Source organism: Candidatus Culexarchaeum yellowstonense, from assembly GCF_024707025.1.
Classification (GTDB): Archaea; Thermoproteota; Methanomethylicia; order Culexarchaeales; family Culexarchaeaceae; genus Culexarchaeum.
Genome location: NZ_JANGFQ010000008.1, coordinates 1 through 24,645, shown reverse-complemented (window position 1 = coordinate 24,645; position 24,645 = coordinate 1). Strand labels below are relative to the sequence as shown.

General features: G+C 38.2%; 28 protein-coding genes and 2 pseudogenes. 28 read left to right on the top strand and 2 right to left on the bottom strand.

Annotation, left to right across the window (positions count from 1 at the left end; all coding sequences use genetic code 11):
- Nucleotides 1–2 precede the first annotated feature (2 nt).
- The 7 genes and pseudogenes from MRT15_RS02735 to MRT15_RS02705 form a co-directional block, all read left to right on the top strand.
- Complete coding sequence (locus MRT15_RS02735) at nt 3–443, top strand: glycosyltransferase (protein WP_304327711.1); 441 nt, start codon at nt 3–5, stop codon at nt 441–443.
- Between the two features lie 205 nt (nt 444–648).
- The gene (locus MRT15_RS02730) at nt 649–1,680 is read left to right on the top strand and encodes a glycosyltransferase (RefSeq protein WP_304327684.1); all 1,032 of its coding nucleotides are present in this window, start codon (nt 649–651) and stop codon (nt 1,678–1,680) included.
- Nucleotides 1,681–1,710: 30 nt separating this feature from the next.
- Nucleotides 1,711–2,616, top strand: coding sequence for a glycosyltransferase family 2 protein (locus tag MRT15_RS02725; RefSeq protein WP_304327682.1), 906 nt, complete (start codon nt 1,711–1,713; stop codon nt 2,614–2,616).
- Between the two features lie 38 nt (nt 2,617–2,654).
- Nucleotides 2,655–3,860 (top strand): glycosyltransferase, encoded by a 1,206-nt coding sequence (locus MRT15_RS02720; protein WP_304327680.1) that lies wholly within the window; start codon nt 2,655–2,657, stop codon nt 3,858–3,860.
- On the top strand, nt 3,857–4,591 hold the full coding sequence (locus tag MRT15_RS02715; protein ID WP_304327678.1) for a bifunctional 2-polyprenyl-6-hydroxyphenol methylase/3-demethylubiquinol 3-O-methyltransferase UbiG: 735 nt from the start codon (nt 3,857–3,859) through the stop codon (nt 4,589–4,591). The genes MRT15_RS02720 and MRT15_RS02715 overlap by 4 nt, the downstream gene beginning before the upstream one ends.
- Nucleotides 4,557–5,819 carry a hypothetical protein gene (locus MRT15_RS02710; RefSeq protein ID WP_304327676.1) on the top strand — a complete coding sequence of 421 codons (1,263 nt, stop codon included), beginning with the start codon at nt 4,557–4,559 and terminating at the stop codon, nt 5,817–5,819. The genes MRT15_RS02715 and MRT15_RS02710 overlap by 35 nt, the downstream gene beginning before the upstream one ends.
- A gap of 177 nt (nt 5,820–5,996) precedes the next feature.
- A pseudogene (locus MRT15_RS02705) lies at nt 5,997–6,611 on the top strand (class I SAM-dependent methyltransferase); the annotation flags it as partial.
- A gap of 121 nt (nt 6,612–6,732) precedes the next feature.
- Here the strand turns inward: MRT15_RS02705 and MRT15_RS02700 are convergent.
- Complete coding sequence (locus tag MRT15_RS02700) at nt 6,733–7,056, bottom strand: hypothetical protein (protein ID WP_304327674.1); 324 nt, start codon at nt 7,054–7,056, stop codon at nt 6,733–6,735.
- Nucleotides 7,057–7,063: 7 nt separating this feature from the next.
- On the opposite strand from MRT15_RS02700, the gene MRT15_RS02695 reads away from it, so the two are divergent.
- The 16 genes and pseudogenes from MRT15_RS02695 (at nt 7,064) to MRT15_RS02620 (ending at nt 20,874) form a co-directional block, all read left to right on the top strand.
- The gene (locus MRT15_RS02695; protein WP_304327672.1) at nt 7,064–7,969 is read left to right on the top strand and encodes a glycosyltransferase family 4 protein; all 906 of its coding nucleotides are present in this window, start codon (nt 7,064–7,066) and stop codon (nt 7,967–7,969) included.
- A complete protein-coding gene (locus tag MRT15_RS02690; RefSeq protein WP_304327670.1) occupies nt 7,962–12,146 on the top strand; it encodes a hypothetical protein in 4,185 nt (1,394 codons plus the stop codon). The genes MRT15_RS02695 and MRT15_RS02690 overlap by 8 nt, the downstream gene beginning before the upstream one ends.
- Nucleotides 12,121–13,374, top strand: coding sequence for a glycosyltransferase (locus tag MRT15_RS02685; RefSeq protein WP_304327668.1), 1,254 nt, complete (start codon nt 12,121–12,123; stop codon nt 13,372–13,374). The genes MRT15_RS02690 and MRT15_RS02685 overlap by 26 nt, the downstream gene beginning before the upstream one ends.
- 62 nt (nt 13,375–13,436) lie before the next feature.
- Nucleotides 13,437–13,823, top strand: coding sequence for a class I SAM-dependent methyltransferase (locus MRT15_RS02680; protein WP_304327666.1), 387 nt, complete (start codon nt 13,437–13,439; stop codon nt 13,821–13,823).
- A gap of 512 nt (nt 13,824–14,335) precedes the next feature.
- Entirely contained in the window at nt 14,336–15,115 is a 780-nt protein-coding gene (locus MRT15_RS02675) for an FkbM family methyltransferase (protein ID WP_304327665.1), read from the top strand.
- Nucleotides 15,112–15,396, top strand: a complete 285-nt coding sequence (locus tag MRT15_RS02670; RefSeq protein WP_304327663.1) for a 3-hydroxyacyl-CoA dehydrogenase NAD-binding domain-containing protein — start codon at nt 15,112–15,114, stop codon at nt 15,394–15,396. The genes MRT15_RS02675 and MRT15_RS02670 overlap by 4 nt, the downstream gene beginning before the upstream one ends.
- Before the next feature lie 165 nt (nt 15,397–15,561).
- Nucleotides 15,562–16,641: a non-hydrolyzing UDP-N-acetylglucosamine 2-epimerase gene (gene wecB / locus MRT15_RS02665; RefSeq protein WP_304327661.1), complete on the top strand. Its 1,080-nt coding sequence runs from the start codon at nt 15,562–15,564 to the stop codon at nt 16,639–16,641.
- Between the two features lie 47 nt (nt 16,642–16,688).
- Nucleotides 16,689–16,811, top strand: a complete 123-nt coding sequence (locus tag MRT15_RS02660; protein WP_304327659.1) for a hypothetical protein — start codon at nt 16,689–16,691, stop codon at nt 16,809–16,811.
- A complete protein-coding gene (locus MRT15_RS02655; protein WP_369684941.1) occupies nt 16,807–17,322 on the top strand; it encodes a polysaccharide biosynthesis C-terminal domain-containing protein in 516 nt (171 codons plus the stop codon). Before MRT15_RS02660 ends, MRT15_RS02655 begins: the two co-directional genes overlap by 5 nt.
- 1 nt (nt 17,323) lies before the next feature.
- The gene (locus MRT15_RS02650) at nt 17,324–17,479 is read left to right on the top strand and encodes a hypothetical protein (RefSeq protein WP_304327657.1); all 156 of its coding nucleotides are present in this window, start codon (nt 17,324–17,326) and stop codon (nt 17,477–17,479) included.
- A 49-nt stretch (nt 17,480–17,528) separates the two neighbouring features.
- Nucleotides 17,529–18,122: a UDP binding domain-containing protein gene (locus tag MRT15_RS02645; RefSeq protein ID WP_369684940.1), complete on the top strand. Its 594-nt coding sequence runs from the start codon at nt 17,529–17,531 to the stop codon at nt 18,120–18,122.
- Nucleotides 18,123–18,159: 37 nt separating this feature from the next.
- A complete protein-coding gene (locus MRT15_RS02640) occupies nt 18,160–19,119 on the top strand; it encodes a hypothetical protein (protein WP_304327655.1) in 960 nt (319 codons plus the stop codon).
- 109 nt (nt 19,120–19,228) lie between these two features.
- Nucleotides 19,229–19,477 carry a DUF433 domain-containing protein gene (locus MRT15_RS02635; protein ID WP_304327653.1) on the top strand — a complete coding sequence of 83 codons (249 nt, stop codon included), beginning with the start codon at nt 19,229–19,231 and terminating at the stop codon, nt 19,475–19,477.
- Nucleotides 19,470–19,814: a DUF5615 family PIN-like protein gene (locus MRT15_RS02630; RefSeq protein WP_369684939.1), complete on the top strand. Its 345-nt coding sequence runs from the start codon at nt 19,470–19,472 to the stop codon at nt 19,812–19,814. The genes MRT15_RS02635 and MRT15_RS02630 overlap by 8 nt, the downstream gene beginning before the upstream one ends.
- 240 nt (nt 19,815–20,054) lie before the next feature.
- Nucleotides 20,055–20,288 (top strand): annotated as a pseudogene (locus tag MRT15_RS02625) (UDP binding domain-containing protein); the annotation flags it as partial.
- A 178-nt stretch (nt 20,289–20,466) separates the two neighbouring features.
- On the top strand, nt 20,467–20,874 hold the full coding sequence (locus MRT15_RS02620; protein WP_304327651.1) for a retroviral-like aspartic protease family protein: 408 nt from the start codon (nt 20,467–20,469) through the stop codon (nt 20,872–20,874).
- A gap of 413 nt (nt 20,875–21,287) precedes the next feature.
- Here MRT15_RS02620 and MRT15_RS02615 read toward each other — a convergent pair whose 3' ends face one another.
- On the bottom strand, nt 21,288–21,644 hold the full coding sequence (locus MRT15_RS02615) for an aspartyl protease family protein (RefSeq protein ID WP_304327649.1): 357 nt from the start codon (nt 21,642–21,644) through the stop codon (nt 21,288–21,290).
- A 307-nt stretch (nt 21,645–21,951) separates the two neighbouring features.
- On the opposite strand from MRT15_RS02615, the gene MRT15_RS02610 reads away from it, so the two are divergent.
- The 5 genes from MRT15_RS02610 to MRT15_RS12525 form a co-directional block, all read left to right on the top strand.
- Nucleotides 21,952–22,233: a hypothetical protein gene (locus tag MRT15_RS02610; RefSeq protein ID WP_304327647.1), complete on the top strand. Its 282-nt coding sequence runs from the start codon at nt 21,952–21,954 to the stop codon at nt 22,231–22,233.
- The gene (locus tag MRT15_RS02605; RefSeq protein WP_304327645.1) at nt 22,181–22,681 is read left to right on the top strand and encodes a type II toxin-antitoxin system VapC family toxin; all 501 of its coding nucleotides are present in this window, start codon (nt 22,181–22,183) and stop codon (nt 22,679–22,681) included. Before MRT15_RS02610 ends, MRT15_RS02605 begins: the two co-directional genes overlap by 53 nt.
- Nucleotides 22,682–22,722: 41 nt before the next feature.
- Nucleotides 22,723–23,229, top strand: coding sequence for a PaREP1 family protein (locus MRT15_RS02600; protein ID WP_304327643.1), 507 nt, complete (start codon nt 22,723–22,725; stop codon nt 23,227–23,229).
- 634 nt (nt 23,230–23,863) lie between these two features.
- Nucleotides 23,864–24,139, top strand: coding sequence for a hypothetical protein (locus MRT15_RS02595; RefSeq protein WP_304327642.1), 276 nt, complete (start codon nt 23,864–23,866; stop codon nt 24,137–24,139).
- A 331-nt stretch (nt 24,140–24,470) separates the two neighbouring features.
- Nucleotides 24,471–24,645: type II toxin-antitoxin system HicB family antitoxin (locus MRT15_RS12525; protein WP_369684938.1), on the top strand; the 175-nt coding region annotated here is incomplete at its 3' end.

Below are 24,645 nucleotides of genomic sequence, written 5' to 3'. Positions count from 1 at the left end.
ACATAAAAGCTAAAGTAAAGGAGCTTAAGCTGGAAAACTTGAAGATAATGGACAAAATTCTGAGCAGAAATGAAGTAGCAAAATTGCTAAGCGAAGCCGACGCACTGATCCTACCGTTAAGGGATTTTGGAAGACCATACCTAGGAATATCCTCAAAACTATATGAGTATCAGGCAGTAGGAAAGCCGATAATATGCTTTGCAAATGGCCAACCAGCGGAATACGTAAAGGAAACAAGGTCTGGAATTGTTATGAAGCCTGGAGACTATGAAGCTTTAGCTAAAGCTATAATATGGTTAAAGGAAAACCCAAAACTTGCATTGGAAATGGGAGAAAACGGCAGAAGATACGTAGAGAAAGAAGCATCCATAGAAGCCATAGGCTCAAAAATGAAGCAAATACTACAAGCATTAATTGCAAAACATGGTCAAAGTGCTCATTAATGGAAATGCTCTGTGCTAGAATTCCTTTAGCAATTAAGAACATGTTTTCATTCATTAATTTAATATTTAGACGAGGAAGCAAGCATAAAAATCTCGTAAATAATTAAAAAATATGACTTCAAAATTACATTTCGATATTGCTGTAATCAGGTCCAATCCAATTCCAGCTATAGGTGATCCACGCGTTGAAAAGATTCTTAGATGCTTGTCCAAAAAGTATAGGATAATAGCCTTAGGCTGGGATCGTGAAGCAAATAATGACTTATTTTGGTATAACGGTAAAATTGCTGTTAAACACCTCAGATTAAAAGCACCTTATGGAAAAATATGGCTTGTTTTTTACTATCCTTTATTTTGGGTGTGGGTACTTATTAATTTGATTATTTATAGGCCTCGAATCGTTTATTCTTGTAACTTAGATACATTGATACCAAGTTATGTCTTTAGGATTCTATTTCCAGCCAAATTAGTATTTGATAGTTTTGACAAGTATGCCATGGCGTTTATACCATCTAACTATCATGTAATTTATACGTTTGCGGATATGCTCGAGAATATGTTAAGTTCCAAGGCTGATGCGTTAATAACTGTTTCTAAAGAACGACTAGCTACCTTTGGTAGATACAAGCCTAAGTATAGCGAGGTAATTATGAACTGCCCTGAAGATATGCTAGGAAAAATCCAAAAAAACTTATCTCATTTACATGTAAATGATGTGTTTACCCTAGTTTATGCTGGAATAATATGTTACGATAGAGGATTGCTTTTACTTGCTCATGCAATAAGAGAGGTGAAGGGTACTCGTTTGATCTTGGCTGGAAGAATTATGCAGGACATAAGGCAACTCCTTCAAAATCCTAATATTCAGTATATAGGCATGTTAGAGTACAGTAAGGCTTTAGAATTGCAGGGAATGGCTGATGCAATTCCCATATTATACGACCCGAAGATACCGATAAATCGTGTTGCTAATCCTAATAAACTATTTGAAGCCATGATGTTGGGCGTTCCTGTAATAACAAATGTTTGTAAAGGAATTGTTGAGGAAACAGGCTGCGGACTAGTTGTAGAATATAATTACAAAAGTGTAAAAAAAGCATTGCAATATCTTGCCTCTCATCCCGAGGTTAGAAAGAAAATGGGTGCTAATGGAAGAAAAGCGTTTGAAGAAAAATACAACTGGAATTTAATGGAAGAAAAATTGTTGAGACTTTGCCAAAGATTATTGAATAGTTGATATAATAACCTTAATTTGGACGAGTAAAAGATGGAGATATCTTGTGTTACAGGCCGCAATTCAAGAGAAAAATTGCCTTTAGTTTCGATAGTTACACCTGCATATAATGCAGAAAGGTTTATTGAAGATACCATTAAGAGTGTGATGAATCAAACATATCCATATATAGAGCACATTATTATTGATGATGGTTCAACCGACGGGACTCCTCAGATTCTACAGAAATATGAGAGTTTATATAATTTAAAGTGGTTTTCAAAGAAGAACGAAGGGCAAGCAATTACAGTTAATAGGGGGTTCGATCTTGCCTCAGGGGAAATAGTTGTTTGGCTTAATGCTGATGATGTGCTTTTCACTAAAGATGTAATATACGAAGTCGTTAAAGCATTTATTCGGCAACCAATAGCTAGTGTAGTTTACGGTCACATGGCCATAATAGATGAAGAAAACCATATATTGAAAATTCAATATGCTCCTCCTAAGTTAAACTTTGAAATTTTACTTATAGGTCATTTTGCACCATGTGTATTTTACCGAAAGGATATAGTTTCTAAATATAAACTTGACGTCAGTCTCAATTATGCTATTGATTACGATCAGTGTCTAAGGATGGCTAAAGATGGAATAATTTTCTATTATATAAACAAACCACTAATTGCATGGAGGAGACATAAAGCTACAAAAAGTTTAAGTGGAAGAAATAAGTTGAAGGGAGAAACCATTCACATTAAGAAGAAATATGGAGTTAAAATGAATCATTATAAATATTCCATGATGAAAGTATTTTACTATACTTTAATATTTGTCCACAAGATTTATGGAGTAAAGGATATTTTAGAGCTTTACGCAACTCCCAAAAGGCGTCGATTAGCTTTTAATGCTAAGTTTGATTCATTGACAAAACTAATTTTTAGACAAGTAATACCATATAAATAGATTAAAAACGGTTATTAAAAGTATAAAAGATGCATTAAATGAGTATGACTCTCATTAATTTAAGAGATAAAAATTTACTTATCATTACCCCAAATTTCTTTACACCTATAAAAGATGAAGTCTTAGCAATTAGAAATTATCTTTATTCAATTTACGTAGCGATCCCCCAACCATTTTTCCCTAAAAACCTTCTAAATATTCAAAGTATTCGCGAAAAATATCTTTGGATTTCGTATGCATATTCAGATATTACTGAGTTCCATAATACTAATGTCCGATTTTATTACCCAAAATCATTAATACTTCCTTTAAATTTTGTAAAGAAAAAAGCACCAGAATTTTTTTCCAAAAGTCTACTACAAAAAGTAAGCAAATCTAATTTGAAAGTAAACTTAATACATGCACATAGATTAGACTATGGATATATGGGGGCAAGACTCAAAGAAAGATACAACATACCGTTGATAATAACTACACATGGTTCAGATGTTTATGATTTCCCATTTAAAGGAAGATATGAATATTTCGTGACCAAATATGCTCTTAAATATGCGGATCACATAATCGCTATTAGCAACAAAGAAGCAAAAACTTTACTATCACTAGGATATTCGATTGACAAAATATCTGTAATTCCTAATCCAGTTGATACAAGACTTTTTAGACCTCTACCGCAAAATAAATGTAGATCACTACTGAACCTTCCTTCTAATAAAAAAATACTACTAACTGTAGGTAATTTAACTAAAGTAAAAGGACACATTTACCTATTAGAAGCAATGGCTTCTATAACAAGCAAGGAAGAGGATGTTTTATTAGTGATTGTGGGTTCAGGTCCTCTTAAAAATTTCCTTCTTAAAGAGATAGATAAGTTAAAATTGAAGCAAAAAGTGTTAATGGTTGGCGAAAAAACGCATAAAGAGATTCCTTTGTGGTTAAATGCTTCTGACATATTTATTCTTCCAAGTATTGATGAAGGTGTACCATCAAGTATACTTGAAGCAATAGCTTGTGGAAAACCCGTAATAGCATCTAATGTAGGTGGAATACCAGATATAATATCGACTAACGAAATTGGATTTCTAATTCCCCCACGAAACCCGAAAGCACTATCCAACGCGATAATGGAAGCTTTGGATAAACATTGGAACTCAGAAACTATACGCAAGCATGCAATGCAATATTCCATAGAAAATATAGCAAATCAAATTATTGAATTATATTTCAAGATCTTAAAATCATGAAGATATCGCATAGTTTGTTAAATCACCTAACAAAATTAGTTCGCAAATTTCTCTTAAAATTAATGTTAATATCAGAAACTAATCCGTTGGCTAACCCACTTTTTGGTGATACTGCCATTTTATACGCCTTTGTTATAAGACACCTAATTAGACTTGAAAAAGGTAAAAAGGTTCTTGATGTTGGTTGTTGCGGTTCGCCATTAACTACAATAATCAAAGAAATCGGGTTTAATGTTGAAGGTATAGATATTCGCCCCAGCCCACTTTACTACGATAGCATAAAATATAGATGTGAAGACTTTTTAACGGCCAAATTTGACAATACCTACGACGTAATAGTTATGTGTTATGTACTTGAACATATAGGATTAAAAGGTAGATATGGTTCTACAGAAGTAGAAGGTGGAGATTTATTGGCTGTCAGAAAAGCTAAAGCTCTTTTGAAACCTAATGGTTTATTAATTATAGGAATTCCGTATGGAGTTGAGAAAGTAATAAAGCCTCTTCACAGAGTTTATGGCAAAAATAGTGCACTACTAAAATATTTGTATAAAAATTTTGAGTTAATTGCTGAAGAATTTTATAAAAAGAATGAAAATAACGTTTGGATTAAATGCGATGAGCAAGAAGCGGCAAAGGTTAATCCATCAGAAGATAAATATGCTTTAGGATTATTCGTTTTTAAGAAAATGGAAAATGAAATGCGATCTACCAAACAAGATATTTCCTAAACTTTTCCCTCCCATTCGATTTACAGAACCTATTCTGAGACCTTCAGGAATTTTAACATGGGAAGGAAGAAATATACATAGTAATTTTGTTGTAAAAAATGAAGAAAAAATTCTCATTTATTATAATGGTCCTCGAATCAGGTGGGGGGGAATTGGCGTGGCATATTCTTTAAACGGGAGGCTTTTTGTAAAATATAGAGACAATCCAATTTTAAAGCCAGATAAAAATGAAGAAGCACTATGGAAGTGCTGCGTTTTGAAAATGGGATCTAAGGATTATAGGATGTGGTATGGTGTGTTCAAGAAGGGGAAAGGATACGTTAATTACGCTTATTCTTCTGATGGGCTTATGTGGAGTAAATATGCGAGTAACCCTATTTTAACACCAGGTAATGCAGGAGCCTTTGATGAAGAAGGTGTTTATACATTCAGAGTAATGTATGACCGTTCGACCGACAAATTTATAGGCGTATATGGTAGTAAATATGGCCTAATTGGTTTAGCTATAAGTATGGATGGAATAACATGGAGAAAATTTGATGAGAATCCCATATTAAAACCTATATCTAATACTTGGGAAGAAGGAGAAATATTTCCAATGTATATCACCAAGTTTAACGATACGTACGTACTATTTTATGAAGGAAATGAAAAATTTGGAAGTCTTAATTGGAAGATAGGTATTGCCTATAGTCTCGATTTGAAAAACTGGAAAAGAGATCCTAGAAATCCCATCTTCAGTCCTTGTATAGGTAATTTTGATGAAAAAAGCGTAAGCGATCCTACTCCGATAATCGCTCAAGATAGAATTTATCTGTATTATGGCGCTTTTGATAAATTAAATAAAGGATCAGTAGGATTAGTATTAATTCCGCTTGAAAAAGAGATAACAGATTATTTCATGTCAACATATGGCATTTGGAATAATATTGAGGTGAAAGAGGATACGTATTCTATTGGCATAGTTTGCCCTCTATATAAAAAAGTGATAAATTTGAAATCAAAAATGCCAGGAAATCTGAAAGTAGAGGTTAAATTTAAAGGTGATGAGCGATACAAAATCTTTGACATTATCCCTGTGAAAGAAACTTGTGAATATACTCTTCCTTCCAACGTATATGCATTCAGAATTTCTTATGATAGAACTGCCAAGATTAGTGCCCTATGCAGATATGTGGCAACACATATTTCAGGTATTGAACCAGATGATATTAAGCAGAATAAATAATTTAAGACATTTAATAAAACCTTTAAATGCTTTGCTATTTTTATGAATGAAGAATAAATACGTCAATCAATTATTTCTCACATAGACTTGTATGATTTTCTTCAGACTACCTAGGAAAAGCTTACTTAGAGATGAGATTATTGCAACCATTAAAAGTCATAGAATTCACGCTACTTAGATATAGGTTGTGGTAATGGTACATTTACTATTAGAATCACTGAAATAGTCGGCGCTCAGGAAGTATATGGTATTGATATAGATGAGAAATGTCTTGGAAGTCTTCCACCCCCAATCAGAGGCTTAAAATTTAATTTAGAAGAACTTGGCCAAAAGAAACTGCCTTTCCCACCGGAATATTTCGATCTTGTCACCGCAGTTGAAGTTATAGAACATCTTCCTTATGGTGATCACCTCTTAATGGAAGTTCAGAGAATTTTGAAGTCTGCAGGCTACTTTTTAGTAACTACACCTAATCTTGCATCTTGGCTGAACCGAATTATGCTACTCTTTGGTTATCAACCAGCATATACTGAGCCTTCGAAATACTATTTGGTGGGCATGCGCAAAGTTGCCAAGAAATCATATATAACGGATTATTGTCACAAAAATCTCTACACTTTGAGAGCACTTAAACATTTGTTGGAATTATACGGCTTCGAAATAATCACAGCAAAAGGCGCTCAATCACATTATGACCCATTTTCTTGGATACCTGTCACTAATTTACCATCTTTAGCTCATAACATAATAGTCCTAGCTAAAGTGAAGCGCAGAGAAAATACTTCGAGCTAATTTGGCAAAAGAAAGGATAAAGCAAAAAAGCAGAAATAGTTAATAGAAATTCATTAATTATTTCTGAGCGTTTATATGAGACTATAATATTTTGAGGATTATCTAACTAGCTTGCGAATCATTAGGATGAAAGGTTTCTCGTAGTGAAAATATTAAGAATTTTATTTGTTCTAGGCTCCCCTAATCCTCTCCCTGGTGCAGGCTGGACTAGGGTAAGCTTTTTTGCAAAGAGTTTTAAAGAGAAGGGATTAAATGTGACTGTTATTGGAGCATTCTCTCCAAAAAGTTTGAAAATGGCTGGTTTTAAAAGCTGGAAGAAAATACCAATATATAATGTTATTCCAACCTTCTGTATTGAAAGTGTGCTTGCCTTGATGATTAACGTTCTTTCGTCGATAGTTTTGTTGCCTATAATATTCTTAGTCCTAAAGCCTAAGATCATCATAGCATCTTTGCCTAGCGGTGAGCCCGCAGTCGGCGCATACTTTGCATCGAAGCTTACTCATGCAAAGATTGTGTTTGACGTGAGGGATGAGTGGGAGGATTATATGATCTGTAAAGCTCAGTCAAAGGTTTTTAGAGAAGTTTATAAGTTGCTTAAGGCTTTAATGACAAACCTCTACAATAAGGGCGATCTGGTCGTCGCAGTCACTTATCCCATTGCTTGTAGCCTCAAGCTAAGAGGTGTAAGGAAAGTAGAGGTCGTGCCGAACGGTGCTGACGTAAATGTCTTCAAGCCTTACGAGAAGGATATTGTTAGAAGGCGACTTGGACTTATGGACGACGAGTTTGTCATCGTCTATGAGGGAAGTGTTGGAGGATACTATAGGCTTGACGTAGTTGTTAGAGCACTCGCAAGGCTTAATAATGCAGTTCGAAACAAAATGAAATTGTTGATAGTTGGTTCTGGAGAGGTATCTAATATACTGAGTTTGGCTGAGGATTTCGGTTTAAAAGATAATGTAATCTATTTGGGCGTAAAAAATGACAAAGTTGAACTTGCCCAAATAATATCAGCAGGCGATGTGGGTATAGTTCCATATGATGATAATCCTTTATGGAAAAACTCCGTTTCGGCAAAGTTCTATGAGTATTGTGCATGCGGCATCCCAGTCATAGCTACCGTTTATGACGACTCTTTGCTAGCCAGCATAATAAAGAAGCATGAAGTAGGTTTAACTACGCCACCGATGAATGATGAGAGGCTTTCGGAGGCAATTTTATGGATCTATCGAAATGCACAATTGAGGAGCGCTATGGGGAGGAGGGCTAGAATGCTTATAGAGAAGAAGTTTGATAGAAATAAGATTGCTGACGAATTCCTCAAGCTGGTTGAGAGATGTATGAGCAATGGGTAAGCAATTTCCTTTAGTGGGGAATTTAACAATAGTTACGGCGCTAGCTGTAGCTTTCTCGCTATTCACATTATGGTTAATAGACTCATGGATAAAGTATCCGCTCTTTCTCTTCGAAATCTTCACGATAATACTTCTATACCTTATAATTGACAAATATGAAATAAAGGTAAGAGTAAGCTTTCCATGTAATGCGCAATTAAACTGGGGGCTTATCATCGATTCCCTGCTGATTTCTTCTTCAGCGATCCTCATCATCTCGATTTTCATGAATATAAATGGAGGGATAATGCAGGTGGTATTAGCTTTACTTTGCACATCCCTACTTCCGGGATATGCGCTACTAAATGCGTCTGGGCTTATCCGTCACTTTACAAGGCTTGAGGGTATACTCTTTTCGTATATTCTCAGCTATGTATATACTGGGCTATTAGTCCTCGTTCTTCTACCCATAGATGTAAGCCTTCGGGAAACAACGATCTTACTCAGCTACGTCGTATTAGGTATGTTTTCTGCGTTGAAGCATTGGCGGCATCCTCTAACCTTCACTAAAGCCTTCACTAAAGGCTCGTTTGCAAGAAGGATAGACATATTAGCCCTCCTACTATCTACAGCATTCTACGCCATCTCCTTTTACTTCATATATCCTGGCTTTGCATTACTACCTGGCACCGACATCTCGCGGCATTATGCCTGCAGCATAGTTTTATGGAGAACTCCAGAACTCTACTCAGCGTTTCCATACTTTTTAGCACACTTACACGAGTCGGCATTCATCGTTCTCTCAAATGCTCCAGTAACAGTTGTTCAGACGATGCTTGTGCTGTTAAACCTTATGATGCCAATAACGTTCTATACTATGGCTAAAAATTACATGGAAGGTATCGATTCACGTCTTCCAGCAATATCTACAATATTTTATTCTACATTTTCAGGCTTCGCTTGGATATACTTGGCGAAACTGAAGCTTGAGGGTGTTCAGGGGTCTACTTTGAGCCTACTTAATATGGTTAACGATAAGGCCTATAATGGGGCCATGTATCTTGCCCAGCCATTTCTATGGTTTGTGCCTCTGTCTATGTCATTTACGATCTTGATCGTGCAACTAGCGCTTCTTAAAAAATCTAATGTAAGCGAAAAAGGTTTCATGGCTCTCTTTTCGCTGCTCACAATAGCCAGTTTCATGGTTCATATAACGGAGGCAATAATATTCTCGCTTTTCATAAGCTTTTACGCGTTCTTTTCGAAGGGTGAATGGCTTAGGATCGATGAAGCCCTCAGATCGTCCCTGTTCGGATTCGCATTTTTAGACATATTTTATTTGACGTTGCAGTACGTATTCGGTAGGCCTCTAGGCTTCTCAACAAGCACAACTCTCCTTCTCCCCACCTTCGTCCTCACCTTCATGTGCATATATAGGAGGTTTGCTCAAGATAAGGTGAGAAGGTTTTTGTCCAGGTTTGCTGTTAAATCGCTTGCTACGGTAATTTATTACATTATCTCATTTGCCTACGTATTAGGTTTTATTGCTTGGGTGGCGGGAATACCATCTTTCCACACTTGGATGGTCGTGGATGTAGGCTCAATACCGTGGTTCATCTATCCGATCTTCCTAGGCGTTACAGGCTTACTTATGATGGCCAGCCTCTACATTTTGCTTCAAAATTCTGGGGAGAGGAGGGTGATGATTTTTGTAGCTCTTATAGTATTCTCGTTCGTCTTCGGCAAGACATTAACATTTGTCAACGTTAACTTTTTCGATACAGGCTACTGGGAGAAGCGTTTCACAGCCTACTACTTCTTAGCATCAGCCGTAATCGCCCCAATAGCTTTCGTCAAACTCTTTGAGGTTATAAGGGTTCATTGGAATGGCATTAAGAAAACATTGGTTACAGCGACAATAGTTTGCCTCATCACAATCTACGGGCTTCAATCCATGTTCGTTGTAGTGGAATATTGGAATACTGTTTCGGCCTCCAAGCCTAGCCGAGAAGAATTTGATGCCGTAAACTTTCTAGCGAACACCATAAATAAGGACAAGTATGCTTACACTATAACCTTAACCGGATACTCGTATGAGATCCTCTCATTCTCCACCTCACCATACGAGCCAACTGGAATGCAGATCATTTACACGGCAAAGAATCCAGCAATGCCACTTCTATGCATGAAAGCCCACAATCTATCTCACGCCTACCTCTACTTGCATAAAAGGGATTTCGACATACTGAACAGGTATGGGGGGAGCTGGCTCGCTAGACACCTTATACCGATGTTGCCAACCGTTTACAGGAATAGTGAAGTAACGATATATAATGTTTCAAGCGTATCGTTCCCCCAGCCGAATTCGAACACGGCCTTGATAATACCCTTCGATGGCTTCATAGACTCTAGGGAAGGGTGGCTTTACGCATACGATATTCTCTCCTTAGGAGGATATAACTATACAGTCGTTTACGACCTAGACCCTAAAGCGTTAACATACAATACTGTAATATTATCCTTCGACCCCCCATCAAACAACACCCTCAAGGAGAGCTTCAAGGACGACTTCTCAAGCGAGTCAGGTTGGAAACCGGTCTCCGGTACATGGGAGTATGTAGGCAGAGGGCTTCAGGCTGGTGAGCAAGCAGAATATCAGGACGCCGTAATCTTAAGCCCCATCTCAGCACAGAACTTTACTGCCAGCTTAAGCTTTAATCCGTTGGAGGGAGATACTAAAGTGGCCAACTACGTTTCAATAATATTTGATTGGGAAAATGAGAAAAATTATAAGTATGCAGGACTGCTATTTGATAGCAGTGGGGTGATATACGCTTATATTTCATCCTGCACAGATGGTAACGTAATAAATTATCCTCCATGGCCGGGGTTGAATACAGGCTTAAAGTGGCAATTCGGCAACTCCTACAACTTAACGCTTTCAGTTAGAGGGGATAAAGTTCTATTGTACGTCAACGGGACACAATGTTTATCCGCGGACACCATGGTAAGCGGCGGCAGGCTTGGAATAAGAAGCGCACGCTTCTATAAGGTTCTGTTCACTTCATTCAAGGCGGATACCTTTACGTCCCTTCAATTGAGTGACGTTAGCAACTATTTGGATTACGTTAGAAGCGGTGGGCGTCTAATAGTTCTCAACACAAACGGCTACGGCTATTTTGCTGAAAGGATGCTAGCACGTGATAACTCTACGATTGAAGCACGCGAAGTTGGTGGAGCCTCGCAGAGCATAACGTTACCTGCGAAGGTGACCGTGCCAGCCTTCTCATCTAAACATGGAGGTGTAGAAGTAATCGCAAACTATAAGTCTCAAAGTGGTTTTTCAGCATATGCTGTAAGGGAGGAGGTTGGTTCAGGTGAAATAGTGTATGTAAACTTGTATCCCATTGTTGAAACGATAGGGCAAACGCAGGAAAAAGCAACTTTTTACAGCCTCCTCGGAAGGCTTCTACAACCTGCAGAAGTACAACTTGAGCCCTTCAGGTATGTCCCTCCACCGCTAACAGCTACATTCAAGGAAGTTGAAATGTCAGGAGATATTCATGTTAACACTCCAAGTCTCCTCTTCCTCATCAAAGTGGACTTTGAAAATGTGAAGGTTGTGGATAATAGCGGCAAGACTTCATCGATCTTTAATGTAACAGGATTGCGACTCTTTAACTATGGCAATGTATCCATTTCATCATCAAAACTAACATTATCTGAAGGAAGGGACTTTTACTCGAAGCTAAAGTTTAAAGACGATGTAACCATAACATTCAATGATTCCTCCGTATCGGTGGTCTTGACAACCAAGGATGGAACCACCGTTCAGTTTGACAATGTCAAGATACTTTCAATCAAAAGCTATGGGCAAATAGATTTGTACGCGCGTGAACCGACCATAAGTGTTCAAGGCTCAGCCTACTTCAAGGAGCTATATTCATCAGAGACGAGAACTCAGGGACAGGATTTAAAAATTAATGGAACCATAGCATTAAAAATGTATTTATCCGATATCTACAGTTGGGCCAGTTCATTCGACGCATCAGGCGTATTTGAAAGAAGCCCTCCACTTCTTTCATACGACGAGCTCGCAAGCCTGCCTCAAGCGGCATTATGGAGCATCGTGCTAGCGCCAATATTCATAACACTTGTGTTTATTACGTATCGTGGGAAGGACAGAACCAGGATTTAACATAAATAAGAAATTGTCAATCGCAGTGATTTCTGGGCCTATAGGTAAAACTCCAGAAGACATTACATATTCCTTCGTATTCGACGAAGTCTATCGATTAGCTCAAAGGGGAATAGAAGTCCATGTAATAAGATCCAAGATAGAAGGTGAATCTATGTCCTATGGAATACACTTTCATGGGATAGGGAGGAGGTATGACTTTCAAGCTTTCAACTTTTTGGCAAGAAACATTACATGCTATTCGCCAATATCTCTGATAAGGAAGCCCACAGCCCTATACTGGGAAAACCTCTACGCATCAAATGTTGTAAAAGTGGTGGAGAAAAATGACCTTAACTTAATTCACGCCCATTTCGCCTATCCAGAAGGGCTGGTTGGGCTATTAGCTAATAGAAGAACAGGTAAACCACTAGTTGTGACTGTACACGGGTATGACATACTTGTTGAACCATCTATTGGGTACGGGATAAGACTTGACTTAAGGCTTGATAATATCGTGAGAAAAGTTTTAAACGAAGCTGATGCTATAATAGCCGCTAGTAGGGCAGCTTTTAATGAGAGCATCAAAATTGTTGAAAATACTGAGAAAGTGTACTTGATACCCAATGGTGTCGATATTAAGAGGTTTAATCCAAGCTTAGATGGCTCGTACATAAAAAGAAAATGGGGAATAAGTGATCATGTTAAGGTAATATTCACGTTAAGGGCGCATGAACCTAAATACGGTATTGAATATTTGCTAAGAGCCGCCTCTTTATTAAAAAGGAATAATGTGATTTTTGTTATAGGAGGGGATGGTTCGTTAAGACCGTATCATAAGCGACTAGCAATTGATCTTGGAATAAAGGAGAAAACCATTTTTACTGGCAAAATCCCCCAGAACGAGGTTCCACATTATTATGCTATGAGCGATATAGTAGTTGTCCCATCATTACAAGAAGCATTTGGATTAGTCGTATCAGAGGCGTTGGCGTGTGGCAAACCAGTAATTGGCACTAAAGTAGGAGGAATACCTGATCAAATAATCGACGGCTATAATGGATTCTTGGTAAAACCTAAGGATCATAAAGAAATAGCTGAAAAAATACTTTGGTTGCTTGAACATCCTGATGAAGCTAAGCGGATGGGCATGAATGGAAGGAGAATTGTGGAGGAAAAATTTGATGTGGAAAAAAGAATAGACAGAATTATTGAAGTTTATGAGAAAGTAATTTCAAAGGGTATCTGAATAGGAGTGTACAATGAGGTAAACGCATTAAAAAATATATCCACAATAACCACTTGGATGTTATGACAACTTTAGAAAGAAAGATAGGTGAAGGTTCTTTTGTTGGTTTTAAGAAGCCTAAGACTCCACAAGAGATTGTTGAATATTTCAAGCATCTTTATGCATATAAATATGCTTCACGTTTTGCGGAAAATAGGTTTGTTTTGGATGTGGGATGTGGTGTTGGTTATGGTGCTGATGAACTGTCAAATAAGGCATATCTCGTTATAGGAATAGACATATGGAAAGAAGGAATTCGCTATGCTCATAATAAGTATAGTCGAAGTCATTTTCTAGTAGCCTCGGCCTTAAACTTACCTTTCAGAGATTCTTGTTTTGATGTTGTGACATCATTTCAAGTTATAGAGCACATAGAAGAGAGGCTTGCAAGAAATAAGGCGTGTTCTTAAAAATGGAGGCATATTTATTGTTTCAACACCTAATAGGAAGTTAAGGCTACTTCCATTCCAAAACCATGGAATCCAGATCATAGGAAGGAATATGATGCTAAAGAGTTTAATAGAGTTCTTAAAATGGTATTTAAGAGGTCTGAAGTCTTTGGACTCTTTGCAACCGAGAAAGCATACTTAATTGAGTATTATAGAGTTAAGCAAAACCCTCTTTCTGTATACATTTTCAACCCTCTATTTTGTATAATAGGAGATTTATTCCAAACTTTTTCCTTCAAATGATGAAAATTATAGCTAGCAAAACCAGCAAAAGCAAAATGAACGTTAGTAATAATATGAAACAAATTTCGATTAAAGACTTTAAGCTTTCAAACAAAAACCTAGATAGTTGTCTTGATCTTTATGGGATATGCAGAAAGTAGTTTTTTAATATGACAAGCATGAAACCTTTACAGGTTATAGCTGGTTTCTTCTCAAAACTTACTTCCAGAATCTTTTTGTGGTGGGAATTCTTGAGATCTTTTCGAGGATTATCGTTTAAGGGACAGATAAATCTCTTCATTTCAGCTCTTTTCGATATCTTCTTCCACTCGATATCTGGTTGGGCTTATAACCCGAAGATGCTATTTTCTGGAATCTACGGAATAAAACCATATGGAATCCTTGTTTACGGGAGGGGTGGTACGGAGGATCTCTATTGTGCATTGCCGAGGCGTGAATATGACGTGCATGACTTTATAGTTGATAACTTGAAGCCGGGGGATGTTTTCGTGGATGTGGGAGCGAATATAGGATATTATACGATCCTTGCATCTAAGCTTGTTGGTGCTGGTGGTAAAGTTTTCGCTGTTGAACCAGTGCCTCAAACTGTGGAGGTATTGAAATTTAATATTAAATTGAATGGGCTGAGAAACGTTACCGTTATAGATAAGGCTGCATGGAATTCTTGCTGTAAGTTGAAGATGAAGATAGCGTTTGGTGAATTTGGATGCGCATCTTTCTTCCGTAATGGAGTTGAAGTTGATGTAGACACCATTCCACTTGATGATGTGCTAGTGAATGTACCGAAGATCAAACTTATAAAGATAGATGTTGAGGGCGCAGAGTATGAGGTTCTTCAAGGTTTAAAGCAAACTCTCACACGCACAGAATACGTTGTCCTAGAGCTTTCGAGGAAGGTTGATGAATGTTTAAAGTTATTAAAGGAGTGCGGCTTTACATGTGAGAAGATGAAGTTTACAAGTTACTATAAATGTTATAAAACTCATAATATTGGAGTAGTGCAAGTATGATATATGGAAAGTGTGATAAAAATAGCTTATTGATGAAGAGGCTCATTAAATCGATTCAGGATAGGAGTTTACGCTTGGTGGTTTTGGGTTCTGGTTATGTTGGTTTGCCAACTGCAGCTTTGTTTGCTGATGCTGGTTTTAGAGTGGTGGCTGTTGATGTTAGACGTGAGGTTATTAGTGCTATTAATAGTGATTTTTCTGCGAGGGACATGGGCTTCAAAAGCTTATTAAGCGTAATGTTACGGCTAGTAAGTTTAAGGCCTCATCGAATTCTCAAGTGATTTTTCGTGAAATAGATACCGTCATAGCTTCTATTTAAACGCCATTATAAAAAAAGTAAAGAATATAATTAGTTTTTAGTATTATAAATATAGCTGATGAGATATAGAAAACTGTCCTTTAAATATTCTCTTTAGAATATCTATTTTAATTTGGGTGGGTTGAGTTTGAGTGTTGCTATTGTATTTGGTACTAGGCCTCAGATTGTTAAGTCTGCTCCTATAGTTTATGAGGCTTTGAGGTGTGGTTTGGATTTGGAGGTTATTCATACTGGTCAGCATTATGATTATTTGCTTTCTCAGGTTTTTATTAAGGAGTTTGGTCTTCCTGAGCCTGTGGTTAATTTGGGGGTGGGTTCTGGTTCTCATGCTTATCAGACTGGTGAGATTATGCTTAGGCTTGAGAAGTATTTGGTTGGTGGTAGGTATGCTTTGGTTTTGATTCCTGGGGATACTAATTCGGCTTTAGCGGGGGCTTTGACTAGTGTTAAGCTTGGTATACCTGTGGCTCATGTGGAGGCTGGTGCTAGGTGTTATGATATGAGTATGGCTGAGGAGGTTAATAGGAGGCTTATAGACCACTGTTCAAGGCTACTCTTTGCACCTACATTGAATTGTAAGAGGAATTTGGAAAAGGAGTCTGTTGTTGGGGAGATATATTTGACTGGCGATACTATGTATGATGTCTTCCTGAGGTTTAGGGATAAAGCTGAGAAATCGGATATTCTTGAGAGGTTGAATCTTGTGAATGGGGAGTATGGTTTGTTGACGCTTCATAGGGCTGAGAATGTTGATGATCCAGTGAGGTTGAAGAGTATTCTAGAAGGTGTTGGAAGGACGAATGTGGAAATAGTTTTCCCAATTCATCCTAGGACTGCTAATAGGATTAGGGAGTTTAATATATCTTTGGAACATGGTAATGTTAGGGTTGTTGACCCTGTGGGTTATGTTGATATGCTTAAATTGCTTAAACATGCTAAGCTTGTTTTGACGGATTCTGGTGGATTGCAGAAGGAGGCTTTCTGGTCTAAAACTCCATGTGTAACTTTGAGGGATAGGACTGAGTGGGTTGAAACTGTTGAGGCTGGAGTAAACTTCCTCGTTGGAACTGATGCCAATAGGATAATTCAAGCTGTAAGATTCATTGAAGATAATTATGATTTGATTAGGGGTAGATTTTGTGAGAATCCTTTTGGTGATGGTTGTGCTGCTAGGAGGATTGTGGATATCGTGATGCGTTTTATTTAATTGAGGTTGTAATAAGTTGAAAGTTATGATGAGAAGATGTACTTCCATTGCTAAAGGATGAAGTTGAGGTAGGTTTTATAATAATTGATGTGAGGAGGGTGTTTGATCCAAGTGTAGTTAAGGCTTTTGGTTTTAGGTATTATGGGTTAGGTTACGGATTTAAGAATTGAGTATGAGGGTGGGTATACTGTTCTCTCAATACTCTCCATATTTGCACTTGTATACAGTATTTCGCCAGCATTTAGCAATCTCCTCCTCATCTATGGGAAGACTGTAACCATACTTCTCTTAAGCATTATACCTGTAGCTGTAAGCCTATCAACAATCCCCCTCCTATGGCTTTTCGGCTTGAACGGTCTCGCCTTAATGAAGGGTTTATCGATGCTCTTAAGCTTCATAATATCATTGTACGTTTTATCTAGAGTTGTGGAGATTAAACTTGATAAAAATGTATTACTTAAAATCTTTTCATCCTCAGTGATTATGGCTTTAGCAGTCTTGCTTATTGAATACGTGTATTATAGTGAGTTTCTATTGCCATTATATGTATTTGTAGGGGGATTGGTCTACATGTTATCCTTAAGGTTTTTGAATGTGTTTGATGAGCAAGACATTCTCTTTTTAAGGCAGGTGTTTGGCGCTAAGATTGGATTAATTATAAGTAGAATAATGTTGTATTAGGATGAAGCATTTATTCAATGAATATGATGAGAATAGGATTAAAGTTAATATAAAGAAGGCCGTTGAATTCTTAGGTTTAAGCAGGCTTAAAAGTCCGGAGGAATCTATTGAGGGGATTGTGAGGAGAAGGCTTGTAAGATATGGTTTTAAATGTTGAGATTGGAAGATGGGATTGTATAGTTTGATAATTATTATACACATATGGAATTGTTGCTAGGGGAATTGGTCTTTATAGAAGAATTGGCCCATTATTCCTTAAGGCTGGTGCAGGTTGGGGTGGAAGCTGCTTTAGGAAGGATCTTGAAGCTCTATTGGATTTTGCCATTAAGAATTGTGTGGAGCTACCGCTTGTAGAGGCTACGTTGAAAGTCAATAGAAGCCAACCGTATAGGGTTGTTGAATTGGCTAGGGAGCTCATTGGAGATTTTCGTGGGAGGAGAGTTTCGGTTTTGGGATTGGCATTTAAACCTGGAACTGATGATGTGAGGGATGCAGTATCCATAAGGATTGTTAGGAGGCTTGTTGAGGAGGGGGCTAAAGTGGTTGTTTACGATCCAAAGGCCATGGATAATGCTAAGAGAATTTTTGGTGGAGATGTTAAATATGCTAATAGCGTTGAAGAGTGCTTGAAGAATTCGGAATGTGCAATTATTGTTACTGAGTGGGATGAATTTAGGAAGCTTAAACCAGAGGATTTCATAAGATTTATGAGGAATCCAGCAGTTGTGGATGGTAGGAGAATATATGATCCAGAAGTCTACTCCAGAAAGTTGAAGTTTAAAGCAATAGGATTTAATTAGAGGCTTAAAAGTTTGCTGGGCATAGTGGTGGACTATGGTGAATCTTGAGGAGCTCGTAGCTAAGACATGCGATGAATACGTTGAGAGATGGAAGACCGAGGGCAAGAAGTATATTCATGTTAAGGACTTTGAAAATGCCTACCTTGAGAACAACATTACACCAATAGAGCGCGAGTCTACGCTGGTGGAGAGGCTTAAAGTGCTTAACAAAGAAAACCCGAGTATCCCTCCAGAGATACCCCTATTTCCCTTGCCAATACTAAGAAGGCTTGCGGTGCACTTGACGAAAACCCTCGAAATCCAAGTGAACCGAGACCATTACGAGTACTGGGCTTGGAGTGCGGAGGTCTTTAAAGAATTTGAAGCCTCCTCACAGGTCATCAAGATGGTGAAAGAACCCCTCTTCCTCCTATTTCACATATGCCTAGCGAGGTTGGAATACACGCCATTAACTCGTGAATCTCAAGTCCTCAACAAAGTCATCGATGAGGTCGTTGACGAGCATGTTAAGCACATCGTTTACAACAAGTTCGTTATCGGGATACCTGTAGGAGCTGCTACTCTCGAGGCCCTTCTCAAGATGTACATCAAGTTGTACGGTCCTGAAGACAGCAGAAGAGAACTAGAAGAGTTGGAGAGGAGAGGTAAAGCGACTTTAGGAAGGACGTTGGAAGTCTTCGAGGGAAAAGTCTTGCCTCATGTTCCGCATGACCTTCATCGCGACGTACAAGACCTAATTAAGATCATCGAGAATGTCTGGAGAGAGTATGGAGGAAACTGGCGAGAAGTGCTTGCTCAGTGGAGGAATAAGTTCATGCATGGAGCAAAAACGTGGGCTCCAAGAGCATTTGGCGTTTACACGAATTTCGTGTGCTTAATCCTATGGCATACCATAAAGGAAGAGGAGTACGAATCAAGAAGGATGAAATTGTTGAAAAGAGTCAAGTTGTGGACTGAAATGGGTATTAGGGATTTTTGGAGCTTTTACCCGCCATAACACACCTAACCACTCTTGACAGGCCTTGAGAAGAGGCAAGGGGACTTTCTCGAAGAAATCTACAGGAAGTTTTTAATTCGTGGTTGTTTATATGTGTTAGTGTGGTTTTATGAGGTTTGAGTTTGGTAGGTATATAGTTGTTGATGATGATGTTTGTCATGGGAAGCCAATTTTTAGGGGTACGAGGATTCTGGTTAGTGATGTAATTGAACTGCTCGCCGCTGGAATTTCCATTGAGGAAATTATCAGGGACTATTATCCCAGTTTAAATGAGGATATGGTTAGGGAGGCGTTGGAGTGGGCTGCTAAAATCATAAGAGGCGAGCACTACGTTAAATACGCTAAAGTTCCTGCTTGACGAAAACGTTCCAAAGCTGGTTAAAGATTTTCTGGAATCTAAGGGTCATATAGCTGAGTACTCGTCGAAGGGAATGAGAAATAGGGATTTAGCTTCATTAGCCCTCAGTAAGGGATACATCTTAGTGACCAGAGATCATGACTTTGCTAATACAATTCTATATCCCCCAAAACAATTCCATGGTATAATAATCCTTCACATACATCCTCCAAAAGCTGAAAAGTTGATTGGAGGAATAGAAAGATTGTTGGCTGAAGTTAAGAGTTATGAGGGGAAACTATTAATTGTAAGAGACGAAGGAATTGAAGTCATCGAAGATAGAAGTTTAACGTTATGAGGTCAAGCTAAACCTGACATAATAGACTCTAAAAGAGAGAAGTTGTGAAGCCAGTTTATTTAAAATGGCTGGAAGCCTAAATATGACTTTGAAGAAGCCTTGAGGGAAACTGTGGAGTGGTATATTTTGAATAAATGGTGGTGGAAACCCCTAGCAGATGAGAGAGTCTTATATCCCACACCATGGAAGGCTTAAATAGGTAATGAGTTCTTGGAGTAAAGTGGTTGTTTAGATCCAAAAGCCATAGATAATGCTAAAAAGATTTTTGGTGGGGATGTTGAGTATGCTGGTAGTGTTGAGGAGTGTTTGAAGGATTCGGAGTGTGCAATAATTGTTACTGAGTGGGATGAATTCAAAAATATTAAACCAGAAGACTTCATAAGATTTATGAAGATTCCAGCAGTTGTGGATGGTAGGAGAATATATGATCCAGAAGTATACTCTAGGAAGCTGAAATTTAAAGCGGTGGGTTGAGTTTTTGAGAACTCGGATTCTAGTCTACGTTGTCGTATATAGACCTCAGTCTTCATCAGCCTCAACCATCAGTGCGCTCATGAGTTCCAACCCTGCTGGATTGACCCAACCCCACACATTTACATTCAAGCCGCGTTCCCGAAAGAGATATTAGTCCTTAATAATCATCATTATCTTAGTGGTTAGTTTGGGCATTGTTAGGGCCAAGGTCGTATTGAGGGGTTCCAAAGGCTCTAGAGAAGGTGCTGCGTTAGTGGACACAGGTGCCGCCATGACCGTTGTAGATAGGGATGTTGCCGATGCTGTTGGTGTCATGTATACTGGCAAGAGAAGGACGTTGATGAGTGCTACTGGGCATAGGCTTGAGGGGGAGGTAGCAATAGTTAGGGAGCTGAGCATCGAGGAGGAGGTATTAGATTATGAAAAGGTTCTTGCCGTAAGACTTAGTGAGGAAGTTAAAAAGGCTTTAAGAAAACTTGACGTTGACGACTCCATAATCATAGGAATTACAACGGTAGAACTTGCAGGGTTCATCCCAGATACGAACACAGGTAAACTGAGAAAAATCGAGACTTTCTTCTTCTAAACCTTAACCATCATGTAGGTGACATGTTAAGTTGCTACGTCCCCGAAACATGGAGTAAACTCTTGCACATGCCCTCAGGCGTGTGGCGCATTAAAGTCAATGACGTTAAGTAACTCCTTAGAGATTACGTAGACTTTGATTGTAGCTATTGCAAGAGTTTAATCAATTAAAATTGAAAATTAATTTAGGTATTTTTATGAACATACTTCGTAGAATCAATGTGTTTATTGACAGCAGAAAATTTTAATCATAACTTTTACATAGTAGTTGCGCGTGGTTATGGAACTTGTCATCACTTAAGATGCTCTACTAGCGTATTTTTCGCGATATTTTCCAGTACATCTTTATTACTACAAAATGGGCGGTCAAGTGAAGAAGGTATAAGGGCGATGTAATCCGCTCGCTGGAAAGGATTAAAGTGCTAAATGTCCAATATATTTTAACTTTCCTGTAACTGGGTCTACCTCAAGCCCAAGAGTTTCAAGTGTTGTAACACCTAGTACTTGTGCATCACCTTTTTCTGCAAACACCACTTCAACATCACCTTCATAGTCCTCATACTTTATAGTCACCACCCCAATCTCCCTTGTAACAACTCTTCCATCTATTGTCTTAAATTGCCTCACCCTCCTAGGCTTTACACCAAGCTCCTCAAGAACACTTCTGCTAATCCATGCAAACACAGAGCCTGTATCAACAATAAGTTCAACTTCTTTACCGATACCGGTCTCAAGACTCTTAACGACAACTTTAACCTTGGTTAAACCCATACTCTTCTCAAATACCTAGCTAGAGAGTTTTATTAAGTATTTAAAGCTAACGCTCTTCTCCAAATTGTTGCATTTGAAAATGAAGTTAAGACAGCATATCTAATAAGCTCTAAAACATATGAGAGGTTTGTAGCGAGGAGGTGGCTGTGAAGACCTTACTGGACTTAAATGTTAAATCCCTCCTAAAGGGGTTGGAGGATGCCTACGGGATAAAGCTTCCAGAGGAATTTATCGAGATTACGCATTAGAAACGGTCTTATAACAAAGTTTATATGTGGCATTTTTTATGGAATAAATGGTGTTAAATGTGGAGGTAATTGTTAAGGTGGATAAGCAGGGTCGAATAATTCTCCCAAAGGATGTTAGGAGAGCTATTGGGGTGGAGGGGGAGATGGAGATGGTGTGTAGGGTTGTTGGGGATAGGATTATATTGGAGAAGTTCTCCATGGAGGATATTCATAAAGCTTTTTCGGAGTTGGAGGAGATTGCTCCAAGCTTAGAATTGGATACTGTGAAAGTTGAGGGTGAAGATAAGTATGTTGACAGGGAGTATGCGCTACGCAAAATTGGAATTCGAAGCATTGGTTGATGTTGGTATTATAGTCCTCGCACATTTCAGAAATCCTGCACGAAAATATGCAGCTCAACTATTGCTCGATGCACTTACACTCAAAAGGCGTATCTTAATCCCCGTGAGCACATATATGGGAGCCTACATTATAATGACGAGGTACCTGAAACTTAAAAGTGTCAATGTGGCAAAGGCTTTATTGAAAACTCTATCCGTTGAATCCCCAGCATTCTATGAGAATCTCCCTAAGGATATTGTGGAAAAAGCTATACTTTCAGCGTCGGAGTTAAATGTTTCCTCGTGGGACTGCTATCTAATAGAGTTAGCCAAGAATCTCGGAATAAACAAGATATATACGATAGACGAAGAGCTGGCAGGGAAAGTTAAAGATGTGAATATTGAAAATCCAATTCCAAGAGACATTATGAGGGAATACCACCAATATGTTCGAGAGAGAATAATGTAAAAGATTCATGTAGGAAAATTTATAAAGTGTGGAAGCCTCTTATGATGGTGGGTATTTTAATCTCCTTGGAGCTAGCATTACCTAAAAAGATTGAAGAAAGGCTTAAAGAGGAATCTGAAAGAACTGGAGCTTCGGAGGAGGAGCTGATAGTTGAGGCTTTATTAAAAGCATTTGGGGAGCCCCTCGACCCGGAGGTTAAGGTTGAGATGCATTTAAAATTGTCGGAGAAATACATGATGGAAGCAGAAGAATTCTTAAAGAAGGGGGATCTCGTTCAGGCATCGGAGAAAGCGTGGAGGGCGGCTTCTCAAATTGTGAAAGCTCTTGCAGCAAGGGAGGGGAGGGAGCTTAGAAGCCATGGGGAATTGCATAAGGAAGTTGCCAGAATCACCGGAGAAACAAAGGATGAGGAGATAAGGTCTCTCTGGCAGTCTGCTGGAATGCTTCATCAGAATTTCTATGAAAACTGGCTTCCTCCGGAAATGGTCAAAGGAAATATCGAGGACGTGAAAAAGTTTGTGAGAAAACTAAGGCAACTGTTAAAATAATGTCAATTTAAATAGTGGATAGCTTCTGGGCAAGAAGATGCTTAGACTGTTAAACACTACATTTTAAACAAGTAATAAGTTAAATTGATAGTCTCCAACTATTTATTCATGTTGACTTCCTTAAGAGATGAGAGATAGGTTAAGTATTTAACTGGACGCATATGAAGCAACTGTAAGATGGCATCTATAAACTCTAGATATGATCTAAGTTTAATTGATAGTTCCCTTTTTAAGTTAGGAAATTATCATGCGGGTTTTATGAAATTATTGGAAGGCTATGATTATTTTTTAAGTTGGATAAGTTTATTTTGAAAAACTGGCATTATACTTCTCTATTGAGAGATAGAGTGGTATGCTGTGGAATACGTCATCCCAGAGGAAGTACTCAAACACATCATCAGGAAGCATGAGATGGATCTCAGTAGAGTGCTTGGAATTAATAGGTTAGATCTATTGAAGAAACTCTTGCAAACCCGAATGAAGTGCATATTGATGCCTATAACCCCAGTATTAAGTATTTCTTGAGGAAGGTGGATGGTCTGTGGCTAATAATTGTTGCATTTGAAAATGAAGTTAAGACAGCATATCTAATAAGCTCTAAAACATATGAGAGGTTTGTAGCGAGGAGGTGGCTGTGAAGACCTTACTGGACTTAAATGTTAAATCCCTCCTAAAGGGGTTGGAGGATGCCTACGGGATAAAGCTTCCAGAGGAAGTAGTTGAGATTTCGCTAGTTAGAAACGTTTTACACGTGAGGTTCTCCTACCCTAAGGGAGCTGAAGTGGAGGTTGAACCGCTTCAGCTAAAAACACCAGTATTCCTATTCAGAGACTGCGAAACTGGCGAGGTAACAGCAATCGAAGTTTTAGATGTAGATGAGCTAATGAAGGAGATGAGTTTATATACATAACCATTGTACCCTCATAGAAATGGGGCTTAAGCTTCTTTAAAATAGTCAGGTGAGATAAGAGATAAAATTAAGAATGCTCTAATCATAATTCAAAGAATTATCTGAAAAGGATAAATGTGAAGCCATACGTCATATTTAAGTGATATTTGGCAAATGAATCTTGATGGAGATTGCTGATTAACGGAAACTTAATCGAACCTTAGGAGAAGAATTAACATATGTTGTTAGTGGTTCACTATTTTCTGAAGATTTAGGTTAATGCCTCTTCTATTATCCATTAGTATTTTAGTTCATAAGTTTAAAATATCTCCATTGTTAGAGTGTATAGTGTATGGTGAAGTTGAGGTTTGGTGTAGTTATAGAGAAGGATGAGGATGGCTATTATGTGGCGTATGTTCCTGAACTTCCAGGTTGCCATACTCAGGCTAGAACGTTGGATGAGCTTTTGGAGAGGATTAAGGAGGCTGTGGAGCTCTACCTTGAGGTTGAGGGGCCAATCGATGTGA

Bases quoted from the DNA above. Each gene is read 5' to 3' on its own strand.
- MRT15_RS02700 (WP_304327674.1), bottom strand. From the start codon at position 7,056: ATGATGATCTTAGGCTTTAGGACTAAGAATATTATAGGCAACAAAACT.
- MRT15_RS02715 (WP_304327678.1), top strand. From the start codon at position 3,857: ATGAAGATATCGCATAGTTTGTTAAATCACCTAACAAAATTAGTTCGC.
- MRT15_RS02720 (WP_304327680.1), top strand. From the start codon at position 2,655: ATGAGTATGACTCTCATTAATTTAAGAGATAAAAATTTACTTATCATT.
- MRT15_RS02690 (WP_304327670.1), top strand. From the start codon at position 7,962: ATGGGTAAGCAATTTCCTTTAGTGGGGAATTTAACAATAGTTACGGCG.
- MRT15_RS02600 (WP_304327643.1), top strand. From the start codon at position 22,723: ATGATGGTGGGTATTTTAATCTCCTTGGAGCTAGCATTACCTAAAAAG.
- MRT15_RS02680 (WP_304327666.1), top strand. From the start codon at position 13,437: ATGACAACTTTAGAAAGAAAGATAGGTGAAGGTTCTTTTGTTGGTTTT.
- MRT15_RS02710 (WP_304327676.1), top strand. From the start codon at position 4,557: ATGAAATGCGATCTACCAAACAAGATATTTCCTAAACTTTTCCCTCCC.
- MRT15_RS02605 (WP_304327645.1), top strand. From the start codon at position 22,181: ATGTTGACAGGGAGTATGCGCTACGCAAAATTGGAATTCGAAGCATTG.
- MRT15_RS02635 (WP_304327653.1), top strand. From the start codon at position 19,229: ATGAGGTTTGAGTTTGGTAGGTATATAGTTGTTGATGATGATGTTTGT.
- MRT15_RS02650 (WP_304327657.1), top strand. From the start codon at position 17,324: ATGAAGCATTTATTCAATGAATATGATGAGAATAGGATTAAAGTTAAT.
- MRT15_RS02725 (WP_304327682.1), top strand. From the start codon at position 1,711: ATGGAGATATCTTGTGTTACAGGCCGCAATTCAAGAGAAAAATTGCCT.
- MRT15_RS02615 (WP_304327649.1), bottom strand. From the start codon at position 21,644: ATGGGTTTAACCAAGGTTAAAGTTGTCGTTAAGAGTCTTGAGACCGGT.
- MRT15_RS02670 (WP_304327663.1), top strand. From the start codon at position 15,112: ATGATATATGGAAAGTGTGATAAAAATAGCTTATTGATGAAGAGGCTC.